The organism is Alicyclobacillus mali NBRC 102425, from assembly GCF_001570745.1.
GTDB lineage: Bacteria > Bacillota > Bacilli > Alicyclobacillales > Alicyclobacillaceae > Alicyclobacillus > Alicyclobacillus mali.
Window position 1 is genome coordinate 17,864 of sequence record NZ_BCSG01000016.1, and the last position, 20,769, is coordinate 38,632.

General features: G+C 62.3%; 15 protein-coding genes and 1 riboswitch. Of the genes, 5 read left to right on the forward strand and 10 right to left on the reverse strand.

Annotated elements, in window-relative coordinates; translation table 11 throughout:
- Positions 1-141: 141 nt before the first annotated feature.
- Entirely contained in the window at positions 142-1,401 is a 1,260-nt protein-coding gene (locus AMA01_RS06320) for an ATP-binding protein (RefSeq protein WP_067849023.1), read from the forward strand.
- Here the strand turns inward: AMA01_RS06320 and pepF are convergent, their stop codons facing one another.
- Positions 1,402-3,231 carry an oligoendopeptidase F gene (pepF, locus tag AMA01_RS06325; protein WP_067849028.1) on the reverse strand — a complete coding sequence of 610 codons (1,830 nt, stop codon included), beginning with the start codon at positions 3,229-3,231 and terminating at the stop codon, positions 1,402-1,404.
- Between the two features lie 2 nt (positions 3,232-3,233).
- Complete coding sequence (locus AMA01_RS06330) at positions 3,234-5,060, reverse strand: pyrimidine-nucleoside phosphorylase (RefSeq protein WP_231862846.1); 1,827 nt, start codon at positions 5,058-5,060, stop codon at positions 3,234-3,236.
- Positions 5,061-5,145: 85 nt separating this feature from the next.
- Between AMA01_RS06330 and AMA01_RS06335 the strand changes: the two genes are divergently transcribed.
- Positions 5,146-6,462, forward strand: coding sequence for a lipopolysaccharide biosynthesis protein (locus tag AMA01_RS06335; RefSeq protein ID WP_231862849.1), 1,317 nt, complete (start codon positions 5,146-5,148; stop codon positions 6,460-6,462).
- 33 nt (positions 6,463-6,495) lie between these two features.
- On the opposite strand, the gene AMA01_RS06340 is transcribed toward AMA01_RS06335, so the two are convergent.
- The 3 genes from AMA01_RS06340 to lysA all read right to left on the reverse strand — a co-directional run bounded on the left by AMA01_RS06340 (position 6,496) and on the right by lysA (position 11,337).
- A complete protein-coding gene (locus AMA01_RS06340) occupies positions 6,496-7,794 on the reverse strand; it encodes an Nramp family divalent metal transporter (RefSeq protein ID WP_156468420.1) in 1,299 nt (432 codons plus the stop codon).
- Positions 7,795-8,349: 555 nt separating this feature from the next.
- Positions 8,350-9,876 (reverse strand): fumarate hydratase, encoded by a 1,527-nt coding sequence (locus AMA01_RS06345; RefSeq protein ID WP_067849038.1) that lies wholly within the window; start codon positions 9,874-9,876, stop codon positions 8,350-8,352.
- A gap of 129 nt (positions 9,877-10,005) precedes the next feature.
- Positions 10,006-11,337 (reverse strand): diaminopimelate decarboxylase, encoded by a 1,332-nt coding sequence (gene lysA, locus AMA01_RS06350; protein WP_082744026.1) that lies wholly within the window; start codon positions 11,335-11,337, stop codon positions 10,006-10,008.
- 194 nt (positions 11,338-11,531) lie between these two features.
- On the opposite strand from lysA, the gene AMA01_RS06355 reads away from it, so the two are divergent.
- Complete coding sequence (locus AMA01_RS06355; RefSeq protein WP_014463564.1) at positions 11,532-11,741, forward strand: DUF378 domain-containing protein; 210 nt, start codon at positions 11,532-11,534, stop codon at positions 11,739-11,741.
- A gap of 85 nt (positions 11,742-11,826) precedes the next feature.
- Here the strand turns inward: AMA01_RS06355 and AMA01_RS06360 are convergent, their stop codons facing one another.
- From AMA01_RS06360 to AMA01_RS06375, 4 genes are all read right to left on the reverse strand, one after another.
- Positions 11,827-13,221 carry an MFS transporter gene (locus AMA01_RS06360; RefSeq protein ID WP_067849043.1) on the reverse strand — a complete coding sequence of 465 codons (1,395 nt, stop codon included), beginning with the start codon at positions 13,219-13,221 and terminating at the stop codon, positions 11,827-11,829.
- 155 nt (positions 13,222-13,376) lie between these two features.
- Positions 13,377-13,509, reverse strand: a riboswitch (cyclic di-AMP (ydaO/yuaA leader).
- 128 nt (positions 13,510-13,637) lie between these two features.
- Positions 13,638-14,588 carry a peptidyl-prolyl cis-trans isomerase gene (locus AMA01_RS06365; protein ID WP_067849048.1) on the reverse strand — a complete coding sequence of 317 codons (951 nt, stop codon included), beginning with the start codon at positions 14,586-14,588 and terminating at the stop codon, positions 13,638-13,640.
- A 41-nt stretch (positions 14,589-14,629) separates the two neighbouring features.
- Positions 14,630-16,159 carry an AMP-binding protein gene (locus tag AMA01_RS06370; RefSeq protein ID WP_067849124.1) on the reverse strand — a complete coding sequence of 510 codons (1,530 nt, stop codon included), beginning with the start codon at positions 16,157-16,159 and terminating at the stop codon, positions 14,630-14,632.
- 52 nt (positions 16,160-16,211) lie between these two features.
- Positions 16,212-17,408, reverse strand: a complete 1,197-nt coding sequence (locus AMA01_RS06375) for an acyltransferase (protein WP_067849053.1) — start codon at positions 17,406-17,408, stop codon at positions 16,212-16,214.
- Positions 17,409-17,678: 270 nt separating this feature from the next.
- Here AMA01_RS06375 and AMA01_RS06380 point away from each other — a divergent pair, with 270 nt between their 5' ends.
- Positions 17,679-18,626, forward strand: a complete 948-nt coding sequence (locus AMA01_RS06380) for an SGNH/GDSL hydrolase family protein (RefSeq protein ID WP_067849057.1) — start codon at positions 17,679-17,681, stop codon at positions 18,624-18,626.
- 229 nt (positions 18,627-18,855) lie between these two features.
- Positions 18,856-19,650 carry an SGNH/GDSL hydrolase family protein gene (locus AMA01_RS06385; RefSeq protein WP_067849060.1) on the forward strand — a complete coding sequence of 265 codons (795 nt, stop codon included), beginning with the start codon at positions 18,856-18,858 and terminating at the stop codon, positions 19,648-19,650.
- A 37-nt stretch (positions 19,651-19,687) separates the two neighbouring features.
- Here the strand turns inward: AMA01_RS06385 and AMA01_RS06390 are convergent, their stop codons facing one another.
- Positions 19,688-20,755 carry an Ldh family oxidoreductase gene (locus AMA01_RS06390; RefSeq protein WP_067849063.1) on the reverse strand — a complete coding sequence of 356 codons (1,068 nt, stop codon included), beginning with the start codon at positions 20,753-20,755 and terminating at the stop codon, positions 19,688-19,690.
- Positions 20,756-20,769 lie beyond the last annotated feature (14 nt).

Genomic DNA, 20,769 nt, shown 5'->3' on the forward strand with positions numbered 1-20,769 from the left:
CCCCTACTAACTCGAATTTTTAGAAGCTTTGTCGAAAGGGCGTGAACTGGAATACATCGTCTTGTGCGCCGCTCGCCCGAGTCGCATAATGGTTACAAGTGTAGAAATTTGTTTGCTATGCCGTCGAAGGTGGTTGTAACATTGGGCTCTGCATACGCACCCATGGCTTCGAACGACAACGAGTTCCGCAGGCCTGATGAGGTCTCGGGCGACACGCATCCGCCCCGCCTCAGGCCGCCGCACCTCCTTGTGCGCCCGAGCGCGCGCGAGCTGTCCTTCTTCGAATTTGTGCGCGATCTCGCCGTCACCCATCCCGACCCCGCCCCCTTTCTCTGCCTCGTGCTGGACACCGAAGGCTGTGTCATGACCAGTGCAGCGCACGGCAAATGGGAGACGGATGAAGTAGCCGCCTGCCTGGATGCCGCTTCGCGCGAAATCTCCGCTGCTGCGGCGCACGAGATACGCAGATCGCCTCGGGCGGAAGGCGGGGCAGCGGCCGTCGCCCTTGTGCGCGTGGATCGTTGGCTCACAGCGTTGACCAGACTGCCCATCGCCGTTGGACGAGCACGCCATCTCGCAGTCGTCCGCAGCGCCGCGGACGAGGACCCTTGCAACCTCGGGCGCCTTGCGCTTCACCTCACCCACGCTGCGACCCAGGCGTGGACAACCTGTGAGCGAACGATTGTACAGAGAAGTCAATCTGTCATTGCACGCGTGCGAAAGAAATTGCAGGAATTCGAGAAAGTGTCCGCATTGGCCCAATTGTGCGCCGGCATCGCGCACGAGATTCGCAATCCGCTCACCACGGCGCGCGGATTCCTGCAGCTCTTTGCCGAGCGCTGCGACGAGAAGGATCGCGCCTACCTCGAACTCACCATCAGCGAGCTGGACCGCATTCGCGAACTGCTGGAGGACTTCATGGGCCTGTGCCGACCGGACCGCGAGGAGGCGGCCGAGATCGACATGGCCGAGATTGCGAGATCCGTCCATCGGTTTCTCCTACCCGAGGCCAGCCTGTTCGATATTGCGCTCGAACTGCAAGTCCCCAATCACCCCATCCTGGCCGCCGTTCGTCCCGCACAGATCAAACAGGTCCTCATTAATCTGGTACAGAATGCGCTTCAGGCGTGTCGAGGCCAGGCACACGCCGCGGTGAGCCTCGCCGTCGCCGACACGGAAGACCGCGTCGTGGTACACGTGGTGGACAACGGCTGCGGGATCGAACACATGGACCGGATCTTTCGGCCGTTTTACACCACGAAGTCCACCGGCACGGGGCTTGGGCTGTTCGTTTGCAAGCACATCGTCGAGTCGCACGGCGGGTCCATCTCCGTCCGATCTCAGGTCGGCGCAGGGACCACGGTCACTGTGGAGATCCCGAAATGCGCGCGGCGCGCGTAGTCAGCGCGCCGCCAGAAGATCGGCCAGTTCCGCCGTCAACCGCTTAAATCGCTCAAGCGCCTGGTGCACCGGCGCCTCACTCGTCATGTCCACCCCAGCCAACCGAAGCAGCTCGATGGACGTGTTGGAGCTGCCCCCCGAAAGAAACTGCAGGTACCGCGCCACCGCATCGCCGCCCTCGCGCCGGATTTTTTCCACCAGGGCGAGCGCCGCCGAAATCCCGGTCGCGTATTTGTACACGTAAAACGCGGAATAGAAGTGTGGTATGCGCATCCAGCCGTGCGCGATGTCGTCGTCCACCGTCACTGCGGGCGCGTAGTAGGCTCGATTCAACTCGTAAAACGTCTCGTCCAGCCAGTCCGCCGTGATGGCGCCACCCGACTCGATGCGCTCGTGCGTGCCCTTCTCGAATTCCGCATAGAGCGTCTGCGCGACGAGCGTGGTTCGAATCGTCTCCACCTGGCGGTTGAGCAGGTACGCGCGCCGGAGCGGGTCCTCTTCTCGCCCGAGCAGGTGATCGTACAAAATCGCCTCGTTGACCGTGGACGCGACCTCGGCCACGAAGATGGTGTAATCGCTGTAGATGTACGGCTGCGTCTTGCGCGAAAAATAACTGTGCATGGAATGGCCAAGCTCGTGCGCCAGCGTGAACATGTCCTGCACGGAATCCGTGTAGTTGAGAAGGATGTACGGATGCGTGCCATACGTGCCCCACGAGTACCCGCCCGAGCGCTTACCGCGCGTCTCGTACACGTCCACCCAGCGCCCGTAAAGCCCCTCGCGCGCGGCGCTCGCGTACGCCTCGCCGAACACCTCGACAGCTCGAAGCACGGTCTCGCGCGCCTCCGCGTAGGGGACCTTCCAGTCGATCTCGCCGACGAGCGGCACGTACAAATCCCACATATGCAGTTCGTCGAGCCCGAGCGCGCGCTTGCGCAGCGCGAGATACGACTGGAGCGCCGGCACGGACTCCCGCACGGCGCCAATCAGGTTTTCGTACACCGAGCGCGGGATGCGATCCCCGTCGAGCGCCGCGTCGAGTGCGGACGGGTACCTCCTCACGCGCGCACTGACTGCATTCCGCTTCACACTTGCCGCGTACAGCGCCGCTATGGTGTTGCGATGCTTTTTGTACGTGTCGTACACCGCGTGGAACGCCCGCTCCCGGACGCCGCGATCGCGCCGCTCCAACAGCTCGTGATACAGCGCGTGCGTCACCTGCACGTCTTCCCCGTTCTCGTCGCGGATGACCGGGAAGACCGTGTCCGCGTTGTTGTACATCTCGAAGATCTCGGACGGGGCGTGCAGCACCTCGCTGAACTGCGCCAAAAGCTCCTCCTGCGCCGGGGTGAGGACGTGATCGCGCTGGCGAAGCGTTTCCTCCAAGAAGAAGCGGTACAGGCCGAGCCCCTCGACTGTTTTGAGCCAGCCTTCCACCTGTTCCTGCGCGAGCTGAACGAGTTCCGGGTAGAAAAACGACGTCGTCGCCTGGATTTCGGCGGCGAGCCGCTGGGCCTCCGCGAAGAGCGCCTGCCGCCAGCTCTCCGTCGCATCCTCGTCGAGCTTCATCTTGGCGTAGACGAAGAGCTTCGCGAGGATCTGGCCAAGTTCATCGTGCGCCTGCAGCGCCTGGAGAAGCGTCTCACCGGAGGTGTTCAACCGCCCGCGAAACTGAACGAACGCTTCCGCCAGCGCGCGAACGCGATGAGCATCCTCGCGCCACGCCTCTTGATCCGGGTAGATGTCTTCAAGGTTCCAGCGAAACTCGGGGTCAATTTCCTGTCTCGTCTTGCCGCGCACGTCGCGCGCCCAGATCACCTGTAATGCCACCTTCACGCCTCCTTGTCTTGCCGCCTGACGTTCGCCATCTGCGCGTCCGTGAACGCGCCCGGGAGAAGCTGGCCGACGGTGGTCTCCACCACATCGCCCCGGAGATTCCCGAGGTAGACCGGTGTGTCGGGTGCACAGAATTCGGCCAACACCTGCCGGCACGCGCCGCAGGGAGAGACCGGCTCCGGGCTGTCTGCGATGACGGCCACCGCGCGAATCTCGGGCTTCGTCCCCGGCACACCTTCGGCGACGGCGCGAAACACCGCGGACCGCTCCGCGCAGTTGGTGAGCCCATACGACGCATTTTCGACATTGGCGCCCGTCGTCATGCGCCCGTCCGCAAGCTCAAGCGCCGCGCCCACGGCGAAGCCGGAGTACGGCACGTACGCGCGATTGCGCGCTTCGCGAGCGGCTTCCATCAGATGGGTGTAGGGCTCGTCCTCGCTCCGGTCGATCCGGGCGAAAATGAGCGGCGGCGCCTCGACGGGATCGTCCGAAATCTCCACGACCGCCTCCAGCTCCCGCATGCAGCGGAGGGCGTCCTCCTCCGTGCGCGCGTGCACGGTGAACATGGGCCGATGGGTCTGGACGCGATCGCCCACCTTGGCGTGCAACACGATCCCGACGGACGGATCGATGGCCGCATCCTTCGTCTCCCGGCCCGCGCCAAGCCGCATCGCCGCAATCCCGAACGCAAGCGCGGGCAGCTTGGCGACAAAACCGGCCTTCTTCGGCAGATAGGGCATTTGGACCGGGGCCTGCGGGAGGCGGCTCGGATCGTCGACCACGGCCGGATCGCCCCCCTGCGCCGCAATCCAGCGCCTGAGCGTCTCGAGCGCCCGGCCCTCGGCGACCGACTGGCGCAACATGCGCCGCGCCTCCTCGCGCGTGGCGGCCACGCCCGCCAGTACCGTCATCTCCTCCGCCAGGGCGAGCGCGATCTCGGCGAGATCGAACGGCCCCTCGCCGGACAAAACGCGGATGGCCTCGGCCACCTCAAGCGCGTTCCCGATGGCGCACCCGAGCGGCTGATCCATGTTGCTGAGGACGGCGACCGTCCGCCTGCCCGCCGCCTCGCCGATCTCGACCATCAGCCGCGCGAGCCTGCGCGCGTCCGAGCGCGACTTCATGAATGCGCCATCGCCCACCTTCACGTCGAGCACGATGGCGTCGGCGCCGCCCGCCAGCTTCTTGCTCATCACGGAACTCGCGATGAGGGGCAACGACTCCACGGTCCCCGTGACGTCCCGAAGCGCATACAGCTTCTTGTCCGCCGGCGCCAGATCCGCTGTCTGTCCGCCCAGCGCGATGCCCACCTGCCTCACCTGCGCCACGAGCTCTGCCACGCTCAAATCCGTGCGGAACCCCGGGATGGACTCCAGCTTGTCGATGGTCCCTCCCGTGTGGCCAAGCCCCCGCCCGGACATCTTGATGACCGGCACGCCGATGGACGCGACGAGGGGCAGCACGACGAGCGTCGCCTTGTCTCCCACGCCTCCGGTGCTGTGCTTGTCGACCTTCACACCCGGAATGCCCGAGAGATCCAGCCGATCCCCTGAATCGGCCAAAAGCCGCGTGAGCACGAGCGTTTCCTCGCGAGTCATGCCTCGCCATACCACCGCCATGAGAAAGGCGCTCATCTGGTAGTCCGGGATGTCCCCCTTCACATATCCCTCGACCAGAAACCGAAGCTCCTCCTCGGTCAACACCTCGCCTCTCCGCTTCTTGTCGATCACGTCCACCGCTCGCATGCAAAGCCACCCTCTCGTCTCGAGCTCTTCGCGTCCATCGTACCACAGCGCCGAAGCGGCTGTGCGACGCCCCTTCACGGATGGGACAGACTCCAGTAAAGTGGTACGTGGCAGATTTGCGCGCGATTCTCGGCTCAGCCGGAAATGGAGACGAACCATCGTGATGGGACGAAAGCTCACGCTGTACAGCTTCGCATACCGGGGACTGTCCTCGTTTCTCACCTTCGCCAACAGCGCCATCGCCGCGCGGTACTTGCCGACGGCGAGCCGCGGCGAGTTTCAACTCTCCACGACCGTGGCCACCCTGGGTCAGTCGTTCTCGGGCGGATACACCAATTATTTTTCCTACGCGCTGCCCCGCAGGCCGCACGACAAGGCGCAGATTGTGCAGATGGGGAACTTTGTGATGTATCTGTTCAGCATCGCCGTCTGGCTGTGCGCCCTCGCCGCCATTTGGATCTGGCACCCGCCCCTGTCTATCGCCTACGCCATGGTCGGCATTCCGTTCACGTTTCTGTTCGGATACGGCTCAAAGCTTCTCAACTCGCTCGGGGAGATCTCGTGGCTGAACCGCGTGAACATCGCGCAGGCCGTGGCTTTTCTCGCCCTGTACCTCGCCTTCATCGCGTCCCACTGGCACATGGCTCCCGAGCCCCGTCTCCTGTGGACGTTTCGCATTTGGCTCATCTCCTGGGCCGTTTGCGTCGCGTTGACCCTCGCCGTCACGTATCAGAAGCTCGGATTCGGAGAGACACTCAAGTGTCGATTCCACCGGACAGAATGGAGGGGGCTCTACCGGTACGGCACCGCTTCTTCGCTCGCCATCGTCACCGGGTACGTCAATTATCGGACGGACTTCTGGATGCTCGCGCTGATGCACAGCGCCACCACGCTCTCCATCTACGGCGTGGCAGTCGCAGCGGCGGAAATCCTCAACACCCTCACGCAAACCATCGCGACGATGGTCTTTCACCGCGTGACGGCGGCGAGCGTGGACGACGCCGGGGCCATCACGGAAAGCGCCTCGCGGCAGACCCTCGTGACATCCACATTCGCCGCCTGCGCCCTGGCGCTGGGAATGCCACTCATCGTGCTCGTGTACAGCTGGCACAAGTACGGCGGAAGCCTCGGGCCGTTCTACGTGCTCCTGCCGGGCCTCGTGCTCAAAGCCACGGCCAACGTCATCGCGCAGTACTTCACCAACGCGCTCGGCCGCCCCACAGCGCTCACCTGGGTCAACCTGGCCGTGATCGCCGCGAACGGCCTCATGTGTCTCGGCCTGATTCCACTCGCTGGCATGTACGGCGCATCCATCGCCTCGACGCTCTCCTACGTGCTGGAACTGGCCCTGTACATCACCTGGTATCGGCGGGCTTCCGGGCGCGACAGCAAGGCGCTCTGGCGCGTGACGCGCGGCGATCTCGCCCCGTACCTCGATCTCGTTCACAAAGTCCGCGCGCGCTTGGCCCGGACGGCATGAAAAAAGCCCGGCAGCCCGGGCCGATGCGCGACATCAAAAGCTGCCGCCGAAGGACAGATAGAGCAGAAGCATGTTCAGCGCGACGATCACGGCCGCACAGAAGCTCGCCACCCAGGTGGTCAGCCGCCGGTTCACCAGACGGCCCATGATGTCCGGACGGCGCGTGAAGTAGATGAGCGCCACGACGGGCATCGGCAGGACGATACTCAGCACCACTTGGCTCAGCACGAGCGTCTCCGTCGGATTGATGCCAAGCGCCACGATGATGACCGTCGGGATCATCGTGATGACGCGGCGAAGCCAAAGCGGAATGGTGAAGCCGACGAACCCCTGCATGATGACCTGCCCTGCCATCGTACCGACGGCAGAACTTGAGAAGCCGGAGGCCAGCAGTGAGATGAGAAACACCGCTGCGCTCGCCGGGCCAAGGAGCGGCGTCAGGGTTTTGTAAGCGGTCGAGATGTCCGCAATCCCCGTGTGACCCGTGTTGTGAAACACCGATGCGGCCATGAACATCATCGACAAATTGACAAGGCCCGCGAGTGACATGGCGATGGCGACCTCTTTCGCGCTGAAACGCGCGATTTTGACCTTATCCTCTTCGTCCCGCGGCTGAATTCGGTTCTGCGTCAAGCTCGAATGCAAGTACACCACGTGCGGCATGACCGTGGCGCCGATGACGCCCACCGCGAGCAGCACCGCCGCCTGGTTGCCGAGCCACGGCACCACGCTGTGATACGCCACCTCGCCCCAGTTCGGCTTGGAAAAGGCCGTTTCAACCACGTAGCACAGCGCGATGATCAGGACGAACGCCGTGATGAATTTCTCGAGCGGCCGGAATCCCAAACGATCCAAGGTAAGAATGAGATACGTCACCACGCCCGTGACGAGCGTGCCCCATAGCATAGGGATGTGAAGCAGCAGGTTCAAGCCCACGGTTGCACCCAAGAATTCCGCGATATCGGTGGCCATGGCCGCAACTTCGGAGAATGCCCACATCACATAGGTCAGCCATTGGGGAAAATGATCTCGGCACATCTCGGGCAAACTCTTGCCAGTGGCGATGCCTAGTTTTGCGGACAGATGCTGAATGAGCATCGCCATGAGATTCGCGAGCACCACCACCCACAGCAGTCGATAGCCAAACTGCGAACCGCTCTGAATGTTTGTGGCGTAATTGCCAGGGTCGATGTACGCGACGCAGGCGACAAACGCCGGGCCAAGGAATGGCAGCAACGCGCGCAGCCCTCTGCGGCGGTGATCCAGCGCGGCTCTGGCCGCCCGCACAGCCTTCGAGTCAGACGTCTGCAAGCTCGTGGTCGTCACACTCACCTCATCGCCCCCCTCTGCCGGGCAGTTCCCTGTCTTTGGACCCCAGGCACGAGTTGTATTCGGGTAAGATTTTTAGCCCAAGGAAACTTTCTGAGCCTATTATACGCCGAACAGCGCAATTTGTGACCTGCACATTTGGCCAAAGAAAAAATTTTTGGTCGCGGGAAAATGGACCATGCGGAGCGCAGGGGTTTCAGTGGAAGTCAGGAAAGCCTCCTACTGAGCGGGCAGGAGGGGGCAACTTGCCCCCGCACAAGACCGTGCGGGAGGCCCCGCACGCGGCTGTCGTGAAACGAGACGATCCGAGCAATCGACATCGTTCATGGATTCCTCCCTGTGCGTAGCGTTCAGCACCGTGCTACCGCAGTCAGCATAGCATACCTGCCGACTGATCCAGTCACTCTCGCAAATCGTCTAGGGCCTGCCCAGTGAGAGAAGGAGTTAACAAAGGGGAACCGACGCCACCTCACACACAAAAGAAAGCCGCCCCGTCACCGCTCGTGCGAACGGATATGGGACAGCCTCCAAAGACCGAAAGACGTAAGTTTCACCTCGTTACACGAACACGGGATCCTTGAGGTCCTCAAGCTTGACCATGGACTCCTCGGCGACTTCCTTGTGCAGGCTGTTTCCATGGGCATCCATCGTAACGATGGCCGGGAAGTTGTCCACCTCGAGATGCCACATGGCCTCAGGGATACCGAACTGCTCGATGAAGTCCACGCCTTTCACCTTCGTCACGCAGCGTGCGTAGAACTGTGCCGCGCCGCCGATGGCATTCAGGTACACGGCGCCTGACTTCTTGAGGCCCTGCAACGTCTTCTCGCCCATACCTCCTTTGCCCATCACGGCGCGTATCCCGAACTTCTCGATGATGTCGGCCTGGTAAGGCTCCTCGCGCGAACTCGTGGTCGGACCCGCGGCCTTCACGTGCCATTCGCCGTTCTCGTCCTTGAGCATGACCGGACCACAGTGATACAGGATACCGCCGCGGAGATCCACCGGCGAGTCGTGATGCATGAGATACTTGTGGAGCTCGTCGCGGCCCGTGTGGATCTCGCCCCGAATGAGCACCACGTCGCCCACCTTCAGCTTGCGAATCTGTTCCTCACTGATGGGCGCCTGGAGGACAATCGCGTTGTCTGTCGAAAAAGCCTGTTGCGGGCGCTCGAGCTGGCCCTCGCCGTCCTTGTACAGCCAGCGCTGGATTTCGCCCGTCTCCGGATCCAGAACGACGCCGAGGCGCCGGAACGCCCAGCAGTTATAGGCCACGGACACAAAGAAGCTCGCGGGAATCCGATTGCGCACGCCAATCTTGCATCCAAGCAGCGTCACCCGACCACCGAATCCCATGGTGCCGATGTCGAGCTGATTCGCCTTCTCCATGATGTACTGCTCGAGCTCCGCGAGCTGCGGATTCGGATTGACATCGTCCAGCGGCCGGAACAACTGCTCCTTCGCCGCCTCGTAGCCGCTCGTCCGGTCGCCGCCGATGCAAACGCCGATGAACCCCGCACTGCAGCCCTGCCCCTGAGCCTGGTAAACCGCGTGCAGGATGCACTTGCGGACGCCGTCGAGATCGCGCCCCGCACGGCCGAGGCCGGGAAGCTCGGTGGGGAGCGCGTACTGGATGTTCTTGTTCTCGCAGCCCCCGCCCTTGAGAATCAGTTTTACCTCGACCTCGTCTTTCTCCCACTGATGGAAATGCACGATGGGCGTGCCCTCGCCGAGATTGTCGCCGGTGTTCTTGCCGGTCAGCGGATCGACCGAGTTCGGCCGCAACTTGCCGAGCCGTGTCGCTTCGGCCACGGCCTTCCGAATCTCTTTCTCGAACTCGATTTGGTTGAAACCGACCGGGCAATGGACGATGAAGGTCGGCATGCCCGTGTCCTGGCAGATGGGCTGCACGTCCTCCTCTGCGGAGACGATGTTGTCGACGATGGTGTTCAGGGCGATGGATGCGCGGCTGCCCAACTCCTCCTGAAGCTGCGCGCGCTTGATGGCCCGTCGCACGTCGGGCGGCAAATTCGTGGAAGTCTCCGTGATGAGTTCCAGTAGACTGTCAAACGCTTTCGTCGCCACTTGCCACTACCCCTTTCACAGCACGTGCCTGGTGGCTCTCTTTCAGTATATCACTTGCCGCCCAAGAAGCCGGAATCGCAGACCGTCACAGCCGCACGCCCACGAAAAAGGGGCCTCCATCCAGGCCCCTCATCGAAGCGGCACATCGAGGCGCGCCACGTCCGCCCACGTCTCTCGCCGTGCCACGAGGCGCGCCTCGCCATCCCGGCAAAACACCACAGCGGGCTTGGGAATGCGATTGTAGTGGCTCGCCATCGCATACGTGTATGCGCCTGTTGCAAGGACGGCGAGGATGTCTCCCGGCTCCGGGTCCGGCAGCGGGAGATCCCAGATGAGCATGTCGCCACTCTCGCAGCACTTCCCCGCCACCGACCACGGGCGATCCGGCCGATCCGCCGCGCGGTTCGCGTAACACGCGTGGTACTTCGCACCATAGAGCGCCAAGCGCGGGTTGTCCGTCATCCCCCCGTCGATGGCGACGTAATTCCGCACACCTGGGATGACCTTTCGGCTGCCCACGCGATACAGCGTCACGCCCGCGGGCCCGACGATACTCCGACCTGGCTCAATCCACAAGACGGGCACGTCCATGCCGCGATCGGCAAAGGCCGCCTTCGCGGCGCGGATCACGCCGCGGACGAGATCGGCCACCGGCGGGGCGTCCTCATCGGTGTACGGGATGCCAAATCCGCCGCCCAGGTTGAGCACGGAAAAGGGCAGGCCGAACCTGCGCAGGCCGTCTTCGTACACGCTCGCCATCCGGTGCGCGAGCAGGCGAAATCCCTCCACATCGAAGATCTGGGATCCGATGTGCGCATGGACGCCGATGACCCGTGCGCGTTCCACCTCTTTGAGCCGCGAAAACGCCTCCGCCACCTGGTGGCTGGCGAGATCGAAGCCGAACTTGGAATCCTGCTGCCCTGTGGAGATGTAGTCGTGCGTATGCGCTTCGACTCCTGGCGCCACCCGCACCAGGACGTCCACCGTGCGCCCGGCCTTTTGAAGGATGTCGGCCAGGAGGTCGATCTCGTCAAAGTTGTCCACGATCACGGCCCCGATGCCGCCCGCCACCGCGTACTGGAGTTCCTCCGGGGTCTTGTTGTTGCCATGCATGTGGAGCTTGCTCGCCGGCACGCCCGCCGCGAGCGCGGTGTACAACTCGCCGCCGGACACCACGTCGATGCCCAGATCCTCCTCGTGCGCGAGTTGGCACATGGCCACGGTGCAGAACGCCTTGCTGGCGTATGAAATCTGATAGGGCACGCCTTCCTCTTGGAAGACGCGATGAAACGCACGGATGGTATCGCGAATCAGCCCCTCGTCATAAGCGATGAGCGGCGTGCCGAACTGTGCAACGAGATCGACGGCGCTCACCCCGCCAATGAGAAGATGACCCGCTTCGTCTCGCGGAAAAGGGGCGTTCACCCTCGGCCTCACGTCCAACAGGTGCTCTGATTTCACTCTGTCCACTCCTATCGTCTCTCTCTTCACGACGTGTGGCAACCCGAACTGTGTACAGGACCTGAATAAAGATTCAGACACAAGTATATACGTGCTCCAGCGAGGTGGGCAACGGCAAATTGCGGCGAGACGGCACGCATAGCGCGCTGCAGGTCAGAACATGCTAGCCGCAGATTCAGTTTGGAGGTGAGACCGTGCGCTGGAATCCTGTGGACTGGATAGCCTGGGCGCTCGTCGTCATTGGCGGCATCAACTGGGGCCTGATTGGATTTGCCAACTACAACCTCGTGGGCGCCATCTTCGGCGCAACCTGGCTCTCGCAGTTCGTGTACGCGCTCGTCGGACTCGGCGCCCTATGGCAACTGGTGGCCGTCCTGGTGAAGAGTCAGGCTGTGAGAACTTGAAGGTGTGCCGCGAAATGAGAAGAAGCCCTGGAACCCGACGAGGAACCAGGGCTTCTCCATTTATCACCAAGGGACTTCCATGAGCTCAGCGTCCGACGCGCAGGCGACGTTCGGACAAGGGAGATGCATTTTCTATTTCGGCGTCCTCTCCGACGCTCGCCGCGTTCAGCGTGAGACCGCGCGTCTCGGGCGCCAGGAAGAGGCAGATCAAGAATCCGCCGAAGGTCACGAGCGCCCCCACCAACATGGTTGGGCCCACACCGTACCGGGCCAAGGCCCATGGCAAAAGGTACGTGCCTGCCACGGCTCCCAACCGGCTGATGCAGGTCGTCACACCAACCGCTGTACCGCGCACCTCGGTGGGAAACAACTCGTTTGGGGCGAGCCATTCCATGATGTTCGGCCCGCCGGAAAACAGCGCGTACAGCAAAAAGCCGAGGCCAATGACCCAGAGCGGCCCTTTCGGGAACAGCCCGAGGAGCAACATGCCGATGGTCATGACAGCGAACGAGCCAATCATCGTCGCCCTGCGCCCGAGGCGATTCAGAAGCCAGAGCGCGGGTACGCAGCCCACGATGAACAGCACGCTGATGATCGCCGAACCGTACCCGGACGATCCGCGGAGCACGTGGTAGTCGTCAAGCAGCGTCGGGCCAAACGTCAACATCGCGAAAAGCGGCGCGACCGCGGCCGTGAAGAAGCCGCCGACGTACAGCGTGCGCTTCCAGTACGTGCGATTGAACAGTGTCAGGTAACTGGTGCGCGTGCGCTTCTCGTCCGGCACCGCGATGTGCTTGAGGCTCGCACCCGGCCCATAGATGTTGCGAAGCACCTTCAGCGCTTCGCGCGCCCGGCCCTGCTGCAGAAGCCAACGCGGAGACTCGGGCGTGCCAAGCCTCAAAATCACGAGCACCACGCCAGGCACCGCGCTCGACGCCAACATGTACCGCCAGGCGTCCGGCCCAATGGGCAGAAGCCACTGTCCCACCAGATATGCGACCGTGGAACCCACGTACCACGCGATGACCGTCACGCCGAGCATCATGCCCCGGTGTTTGCGCGGCGCGAACTCGGTCAAAAGCGACGTTGCGATGGGATAATCCGCGCCGACCGCGATGCCGAGCACGACGCGCAAGGCGAAGAGTTCCCAGGCGCTGTGTACAAAGAACTGCAAAATCGAGGCCACGATGAGCAGCACGAAATCAATGGTGTACATGAGCTGGCGCCCAAATCGATCCGTCACGTACCCAAGCAGTCCGCCGATGAAGATGCCAATGAGTGCCGATGCCCCAATCAGGCCACTCCACATGGCGTCGAGGTGCAATTCAGGCGTCAACTGCGTGAGCGCCACGGCGACGATGCTCAGGATGTACCCGTCGAGAAACGGCCCACCAGACGAATAGATGGTGAGCTTCAGGTGAAAAGGACTCCACTTCGCGTCTTCGACCGGATTGGCCGGCCTTGTCGCTTGCAGTTCCATGGTTTCCCCCCTCAAGGTATGGCGATCTCGACTGCGCGCCTGCGTAATAACGCACACGAAGTCGCGATATCGCACGAGGGGGATCCGCAGATGAGGTAGACCAACGAGGCTCACCGGTGGGAAAAGCGAGGCGAAGAAAGCGGCGATACATGGCATCGTCCCCTTTCCGTGCGCTTACGAGGTTAGCTGACGGGTTAGGGCGGAAAGGCGCCCCACGACCAAAGTCGTTTCACCCCGAGAGTTGGGTCACCCGTTTCCTCCGCAGGAGGAATTCAGCGCTGCCGCTTGTATCGCAATGCGAAACCTGATGTACATGTTACGATACACGAAACTTGAGGTGAACGCAAGATGAAAGTCAATCTTTGGACACCCGCCGCGGGCGGCCGTCGCGAGGCCACCCAGCGCGGCGCCATGCGTCAGGCCGATGTCGGATTCTTGATAGCCGTGAGCACCGCCTCATAAGACGGATCGAGAATTCGAATGTCCGCCGACTTCGCGAGCTGTGCCACGAGTTTCGTCTCGCTCTCGGCATTCTGCTGCTTGATGGCCTGGATGATCTGCGACCGAACGGCCGACAGCGGCTCCACGTGCTGCGGCGTAATGGCCTGGCACTGCACGATTTCGTATCCGCCCTGCACCTTGACCGGCCCGCTCACCGCGCCGGCCTTGAGCGCGAACGCCGTGGACGCGATGGAAGGCTGATCGGCCTTCAGCTCATCCAGGCTGAACGTGCCGAGCAGACCGCCCTTCGCGCGAGTGGCCGCGTCGGTCGACATGGATTTCGCCACAGACGCAAATGGGGTCCCGGACTGGACTGCCGCAAGGGCCTTCTCCGCATCCGCCTGCGTCTTCACCTCGATGACGGCGATCTTGCGCGTTTCCGGTACTGTGAACATCGACTGGTTCTGCTTGTAGTACGACGCAATCTGCTTGTCCGTCACCTGAACCTGCGCCTCGGCGAGCTTGGTCGCGAGAATGTTGTCGCGAATTTGGCTCAGAAACTGCGCCTTGGTCATGTGGTTCTGCGCCAGGAGCGAATTCAACTGCGCGTCGGACGTGATGCCGTTCTGCATCTCGATGGCCGTCAGTTGCTGATTGATCTCCGCATTCGTCGCCGTGATGTGCTGTTTGGCCGCGGTCTGCTCAATGAGGGCATTGGCGATGAGCTCCTCCAGCATCGCCGATCCGGCGTAAGCCTCCGATTGCTGCGCGAGCTCCTGCCTCGTGATGGCGGTCTTGCCCACCATCGCCACCACCGAGCCGCCCCCATGCGCCGCATACGTGCCAAACCAGACGCCGCCCACGATCAGCGCGCCCGCGGCTGCGCCGACGATTCCGGAAATCCACCGTTCCTTCTTCAATTCCATCCTCCTTCAGTCTTTCCGCACCCTGGGCTGCACATCCCAGTTCAAGCAAGCCTATCACGCGGCTCCAGGTTGCGCAACACGTGCTTCTGCACCTTGCCCGTGGCATTGACCGGCAGGGAACCCGCAATGACAATCTGCGACGGCCGTTTGGGCTTGGCGAGGTGGGCCGCGCAGAACGACTCCAGCTCGGCGCGCAGCGCGTCCGCATCGACGCCGTCTGGCTCCTCCGGTACCACCCACGCCACGGCCCGTTCCCCGTAAAGCGGATCCGGAAGTCCCACCACGGCCGATCTCGCCACCGCCTCGTGCGCGTTCAGCACGTCCTCGATCTCCCGCGGGGAAATCTTCTCCCCCGCCCGATTGATCATCTCCTTCGCGCGCCCGGTGATGTACACGTACCCATCCTCATCCATATAGCCGAGATCGCCCGTGTAAATCCATCCCGGGCCATAGCCGTAATCCGGCGCCGGCTCCATGCCCACATAGTGATGGATGACGTTGTCCCCTCGGATGGCAATTTCACCGAGCTCGTACGGCGCGACCGGCTTGCGCTCCGCGTCGACGATGACTAGCGACATCCCCACTGGCTTCCCGACCGATCCCGGCTTGCGCGTGCCCGGAGGCAGCGGGTTGGTGCAGATCTGCCCGGCCGCCTCCGTCATGCCGTACGCCTCGATGACCGGAACCCCAAACGCCGCTTCAATTCGCGCGGCTACCGCCGGTGTGAGCGGCGCGGAGGCGGATCGCAGAAAGCGGAGCGTTCCGAGCGCCTCTTTCGGCGCCTGCCTTTTGGCGACAATGGACAAAATCGTCGGGACGCACGAGACCCATGTCACACCGTGGCAGTGAATATCGTCCCAGAACAAGGAGGCATGGAACTTGTCGCGCATGACGATCCGCCCGCCCGACACGATGGTCGACAGGAGGACAATCACCTGGCCATTGATGTGGAAGAGTGGCAGGATGCAGTAGGCCACATCCGCGGCCGTCAGCGCATGGCTCTGAATGACGTTTTGCACGGCAGCCCACAGGTGTCCATGCGTCAAGAGCACGCCTTTGGGCTCACCCGTGGTGCCGGAGGTGAACATGAGCACGGCTGGCTGCTGTTCAGAGGTACCTTGCCGCGCTTCGAGTGCATATCCGGAGGAGCGTTGCCAGATTTGAACCACCTGGCCTCGCTCGGCGTCCATCTCGACAGACGGCCCGCAATGAAATAGGTGCCCGCGAAGCACCTCGCCCCACCGTTCACCAGCCGAAGGCGCCACGATACCGTGATCCGCCCGGTAGCGCGCCAGGGCTCGCTCAAATTCGCCCGCCGGCATGTCGCTGTTGGCCGGCACGCAAACCGCACCGTGTTCCAGGCACGCGAGATAACTGACGACAAACGCGTACGAATTGGGCAGCGCCACCATCACGCGATGCCCCGGGCGCACGCCAGCGGCGGAGAGCTGTTCGCGAAGCTCCTGAACGTGTGCGCGGACCTCGCCGCACGTGTACCAGCGGCCGTCCCAGACGACGGATCGCGCAGAGTCAGCGAGCGCGCGCGCGAACGCGATTTGCAGACGGGACATGAGAAACACCTCGATTTCGAGATTGGAATTCGCGTGTCCACGGGAGCCCATCTCATCCCGCCGCACTGGACGCAGCTTTGCGCGCCGGGGACTTTGGCAGGCCCGCCTTTTCGCCGACGATGTATCCGACGAACCGAATCTTTCCAATGAAGTACGCGGCGACGCCGGAGGACATGTACGTCAACGCAATCCAGATGGGCAGCATCGCGTACTGGACGGCAAGCGAAGTGTGAATCTGGTCTGCCAACAGTTCGACGAAGCGAAGTGCAATGGGATGAATGAGAAAGATGCCGAAGCTCACGCCGCCAAAGAAGCGGATGACGCGACTCGCGCGCGGCATGCGCCCCTTGGCACGCCGCGCTTGCCAGCCCAGTCCAATGCGCCAGAGCAAGAGCGCCACGGCCAAGCTGTAGGGCACCATGACAGGCTGCAGCGTGTCGACAATCTGTCCTCCTGTGAGATGGAACACATCTCGGTTGAGAAAATAGATGCCAATGAGGACGCACCACATGCCGCACCACGCCCACAACAGCGCGCGCGCATGGGCCATGGCCCAGTTTTTGAGGCGCGGGTAGTAAATGGCGAACAATGCGCCCGCGATGAACCAGAACTCATATGTGAAGATGTCGCGATCCCGATATCGCACGAGGATGCGCAGCCAGGCAGGCAGCTGATACACGTTCACGAACTGCAGCGAAGCCTGATTCCAGATTAGAATGCCAATCTCAAGGAAAAAGGCAACGACTACAATCGCCCGATGATGCCGCTCGGAGCGCTTGAGCCAACGCACCATGAGCGGAAATACGACGTATAGCTGCATGGACACGAGAAGAAAATACAGGAAATATTGATTCGCGGTGGCCAGACTCGTGAGGAAGGTGTGGACGAGATACGGCCAGGTCCACTCGAATCCCTTGAGAAACGTCCCTTGAAACAGAATGTAAATGGCCGTCCACGCGATGTACGGAATGGCGATAAGCAAAAACCGCTTCTTCCAAAAGGACGTGGCTGTAAATGGGCGATCGTAATAGGTGTAAAAGAGAACGAGGCCGGTGATGAACATGAACGCTTCGCGCGTGAAGTGGAACGTCATCATCAGAATGCCAGAGGACACATCCATCCAAGACCCGTCCGGCGTGCGGACGTTGAAACTCGACAGGACGTGTACGCAGATGACACCTAGGATGATGCAGGCCCGCATCAGGTCGACCTCGTAGAGATGTGGCTTCTTCGCCTGGGCCTGGCTCACCTGAACCCCTCCTCACTTGCACTTGAACACGGCATAGCTTACGGGAGCGAGCTTGAAGCTTCGTTGAAAAACATCAAAAGTTTATCAAAGACTCAATGCCACCTTAACACGCTTTCGACATCGTTGCCAAAGGCGGATGTCACCATGGTGCGGCAAGATGGGTGTGAAGTCATCGGGGTCTGGACGAGATCGACGAAAAACTACGATTTTAAGGGCGATTTGAGATGAAAATGACAAGATGAAGGAAAAGACATCCTGGGGGTCGTGGCGATGAAACGGCGCTGGCAAATGGCGTTCTTGACATTTGCTCTTGTCGCAAGCGCGCTGTGGATACCGGCGTCGCTTACGGCGCGGGCAGCGGAAGGCGGAACATCTGGACCATCCGTCCAACCGGGGTACTCCGCATCTGCGGACGCAGGGTCCACATCCATGCACGCCTCGGCGGGATCCGGTGTGGCGCCGAATCCGCTCCACGGGCCGGGAAATCTAACGGGAAGCGAAGAAAGCTCCGGCTCGAACGGAGCGGCCAACGCGCCAAACGCGCCTGCGCAGGAACGCGTGGTGCGCGTGCTCATTATCGGCTCGTCTGTCGCACGCGGCTGGAAAGATCCCAAGGGTGGAGGCTACTTGCACCGGACGTTCTCGGCCCTCTCTACGCTGACGCCCATCACATATGACGTGATCGACAAGGCCGAGCCGGGCAAGGGCGTGCTCAGCATTCGAAATACGTACGTGAAGTGGCTGGAAACGTACCAGCCGCAGATTGTCTGCATCGCGTGGGGCGGCCTGGATGACTTGTATCAGCACACGCCGTTTCGCGTGTACGACGAACAGGTGCGGTGGCAGATTCAAGAGGCGCTTGACCATCGCGCCATGGTCATGCTCGTGACGACGCCGGTGTCCAAGGCGTCGTACACCACATACCGGGTGGCGCAACAGGCGCTCATGGAGAGCGAGATCCAGGTGGCGGACAGCTTCCACAACCCGAACGTGTACGTCTTCAACGTGTTTGACCAGATGAAGGCGTATCTTCAGGCTCACCACGAGAGCATCCAGCCGCTGATGCACGACAGCTGGCATCCCAATGCGAGAGGCCATGCGCTCGCGGCAGAGCTTTTGGTGAAGGACATCCTGGGAAAATTCCCTGTAACGGCACCCGTATTCAAGGCAGAACCGTCCTCGTCGGCCGACCGCGCTAGGCAGGAATCGGCATCGTAACGGGCTTGAAGAACAAGCGCCTGACGCGGGCGCTTTTTTCTTTGGCAGTCATCCCTGCGGCGAATCAACGCTCGGCCTGAATGGATTGACCCTCTCCCTGCGACAGGCCATTCACATCTGCGGCGACAATGCGGAATCCACTCCGGACTGAGGATTGAACGCGACCATTTCCAGTGGCGAAAAACGGTATAATAAAGGACACAACGCCACACGAAATGAGGTTCGCGGCATGGCCAAGAATATGAGAAGGCATCGCTTCGCGGCGTGGCTCGGCACATGCGCCGTGGTCTGTGCGGTCAGCGCCTGCGGGACAAACGCGGCCGACAGCGCGCCCACAGCACCCGAGGGCGCGCAGTCGGCGGCGCGACAGACGAGTCCCTATCCGCTCTTTTCTCACCCGCCCGCGCAGCCGATCGTCGCCATGGGTGTCGGCGGCTCCGTCGCGCACGGATGGGATGACCAGACAGGCGGCGGCTATCTCGTTCGGGCGTTTCAAGCGTTGACGAAAGCGGGTCCTATCTCGTTTCAGTTCATCAACAAGTCCATCGAAGGATACGGCCCCACGCAGATGGCGGCCAAGTATCCCGAATTTCTTCGCGAGGTCCATCCTCAGGTGGTCGTCATCTCGTGGGGCATGTTGGATGACATCGCCAACAAGACGCCCATCTCCGCATTCGAACAGGCCGTTCAGTCTGAAGTTCAACAGGCCCTCGCCGCGCACGCGGACGTGATCGTCGTGACGCCGCCGCCCACAGGCGCATCGTATGGCCACGACCAGACCTCGGAGAGCCAACTCGTGGCCGACGAAATTCGGGTGGCAAAGCAATTCAAAACGCCGGACGTGATTGTCGTGGATCTCTTTAACCAGATGAAGCGCTACCTCGCCGCTCATCACCAGTCGATTCAGATGTACAGCGCGGACGACTGGCATCCGAACACACAGGGCCACGCGCTGGCGGGATGGCTTTTGGCACAGGACCTGCAAGGGACGCTGGTGCCTGCCTCGAGCCCCAAACCGAGCTGAAGTGGTGTGGCGCCCGAATGTGGCCCATCCGCCGCACTCACGCCTCGTCGCACTCCCACACGTCGGGCAGCGGAATCCCGTAGCCATCGGACAACTCGACGAGATCGGCCCACACCTCGTCGGAGATGGGAATGCCCCGGCGGCTGCGCGCAACTCGCTCCCGATGCCGCCGTTCGCCAGGTACAGAAACGGACGGCGCGCCTTTCGCAAGCGGCGCATCATGAATCTCCCCGACGAGTGACGCGATGCGCTGCAGGAACTCCTCCTGGCCCACAAAGAAATCCGGATGTAGCGCCAGATAAAAGAAACCGTTGCCTCGGGGCTTGCCATCGTCGGCGAACATGAAGCCCACGTCCTTGGCCACCTGTGCGCCGGCGAGGACTCCGGCCAGTACTTCCACCATGAGCGCCAGGGCATAGCCCTTGGCGCCGCCTATCGGGAGAAGTGCCCCTGTCAGCGCGCGCTGAGGATCACTCGTCGGCGCGCCGTCTTCGTCGACCGCGACGCCTTCGGGAAGCGGTTCGCCCCGCCGGGCACGTTCGATCACGGCGCCGCGCGAGATGGCGCTCGTCGACAGGTCGATGGACAGCGGATAATCAAGCGGCGTCGGCGCCGCGAATGCGATGGGGTTTGTGCCAATGACGGGCTTGCGGCCCCCCGGCGGCGCCAGCGCGGGATGCGTATTGGCGCAGCAAACCCCCATCATTCCGTACAACGTCGCCCACTCGGCATACAGGAACAGCGCGCCACAATGGTTGGCCCGGCGCACGGCCACTGCGCCTAAGCCTGTCTCGCGGGCCAATTCCACCGCGTACGCCGCCGCCTCTTTGGCGCTCACGAAGCCAAGCGCGTGGTCCCCGTCCAGCACGGCCGTGACAGGTCCGGTGCGCGTCCACATAAGATGCGGCTTCGCATTGATTTTGCCACTTTTCAACCCATGCAAATACCACGGCAAGCGCATGACGCCGTGGCTCGAAATCCCTCGGAGATCCGATTCGACAAGCGCGGTGGCGGACCAATCCGCGTCGCGCTTCGCCACACCTGCGGCGGCAAAGCAGGCGCGCGCAAAAGCGTGCAGCGACGCGGGCGCGACGAGCCTCTGCAACCTCTTCCCACTCC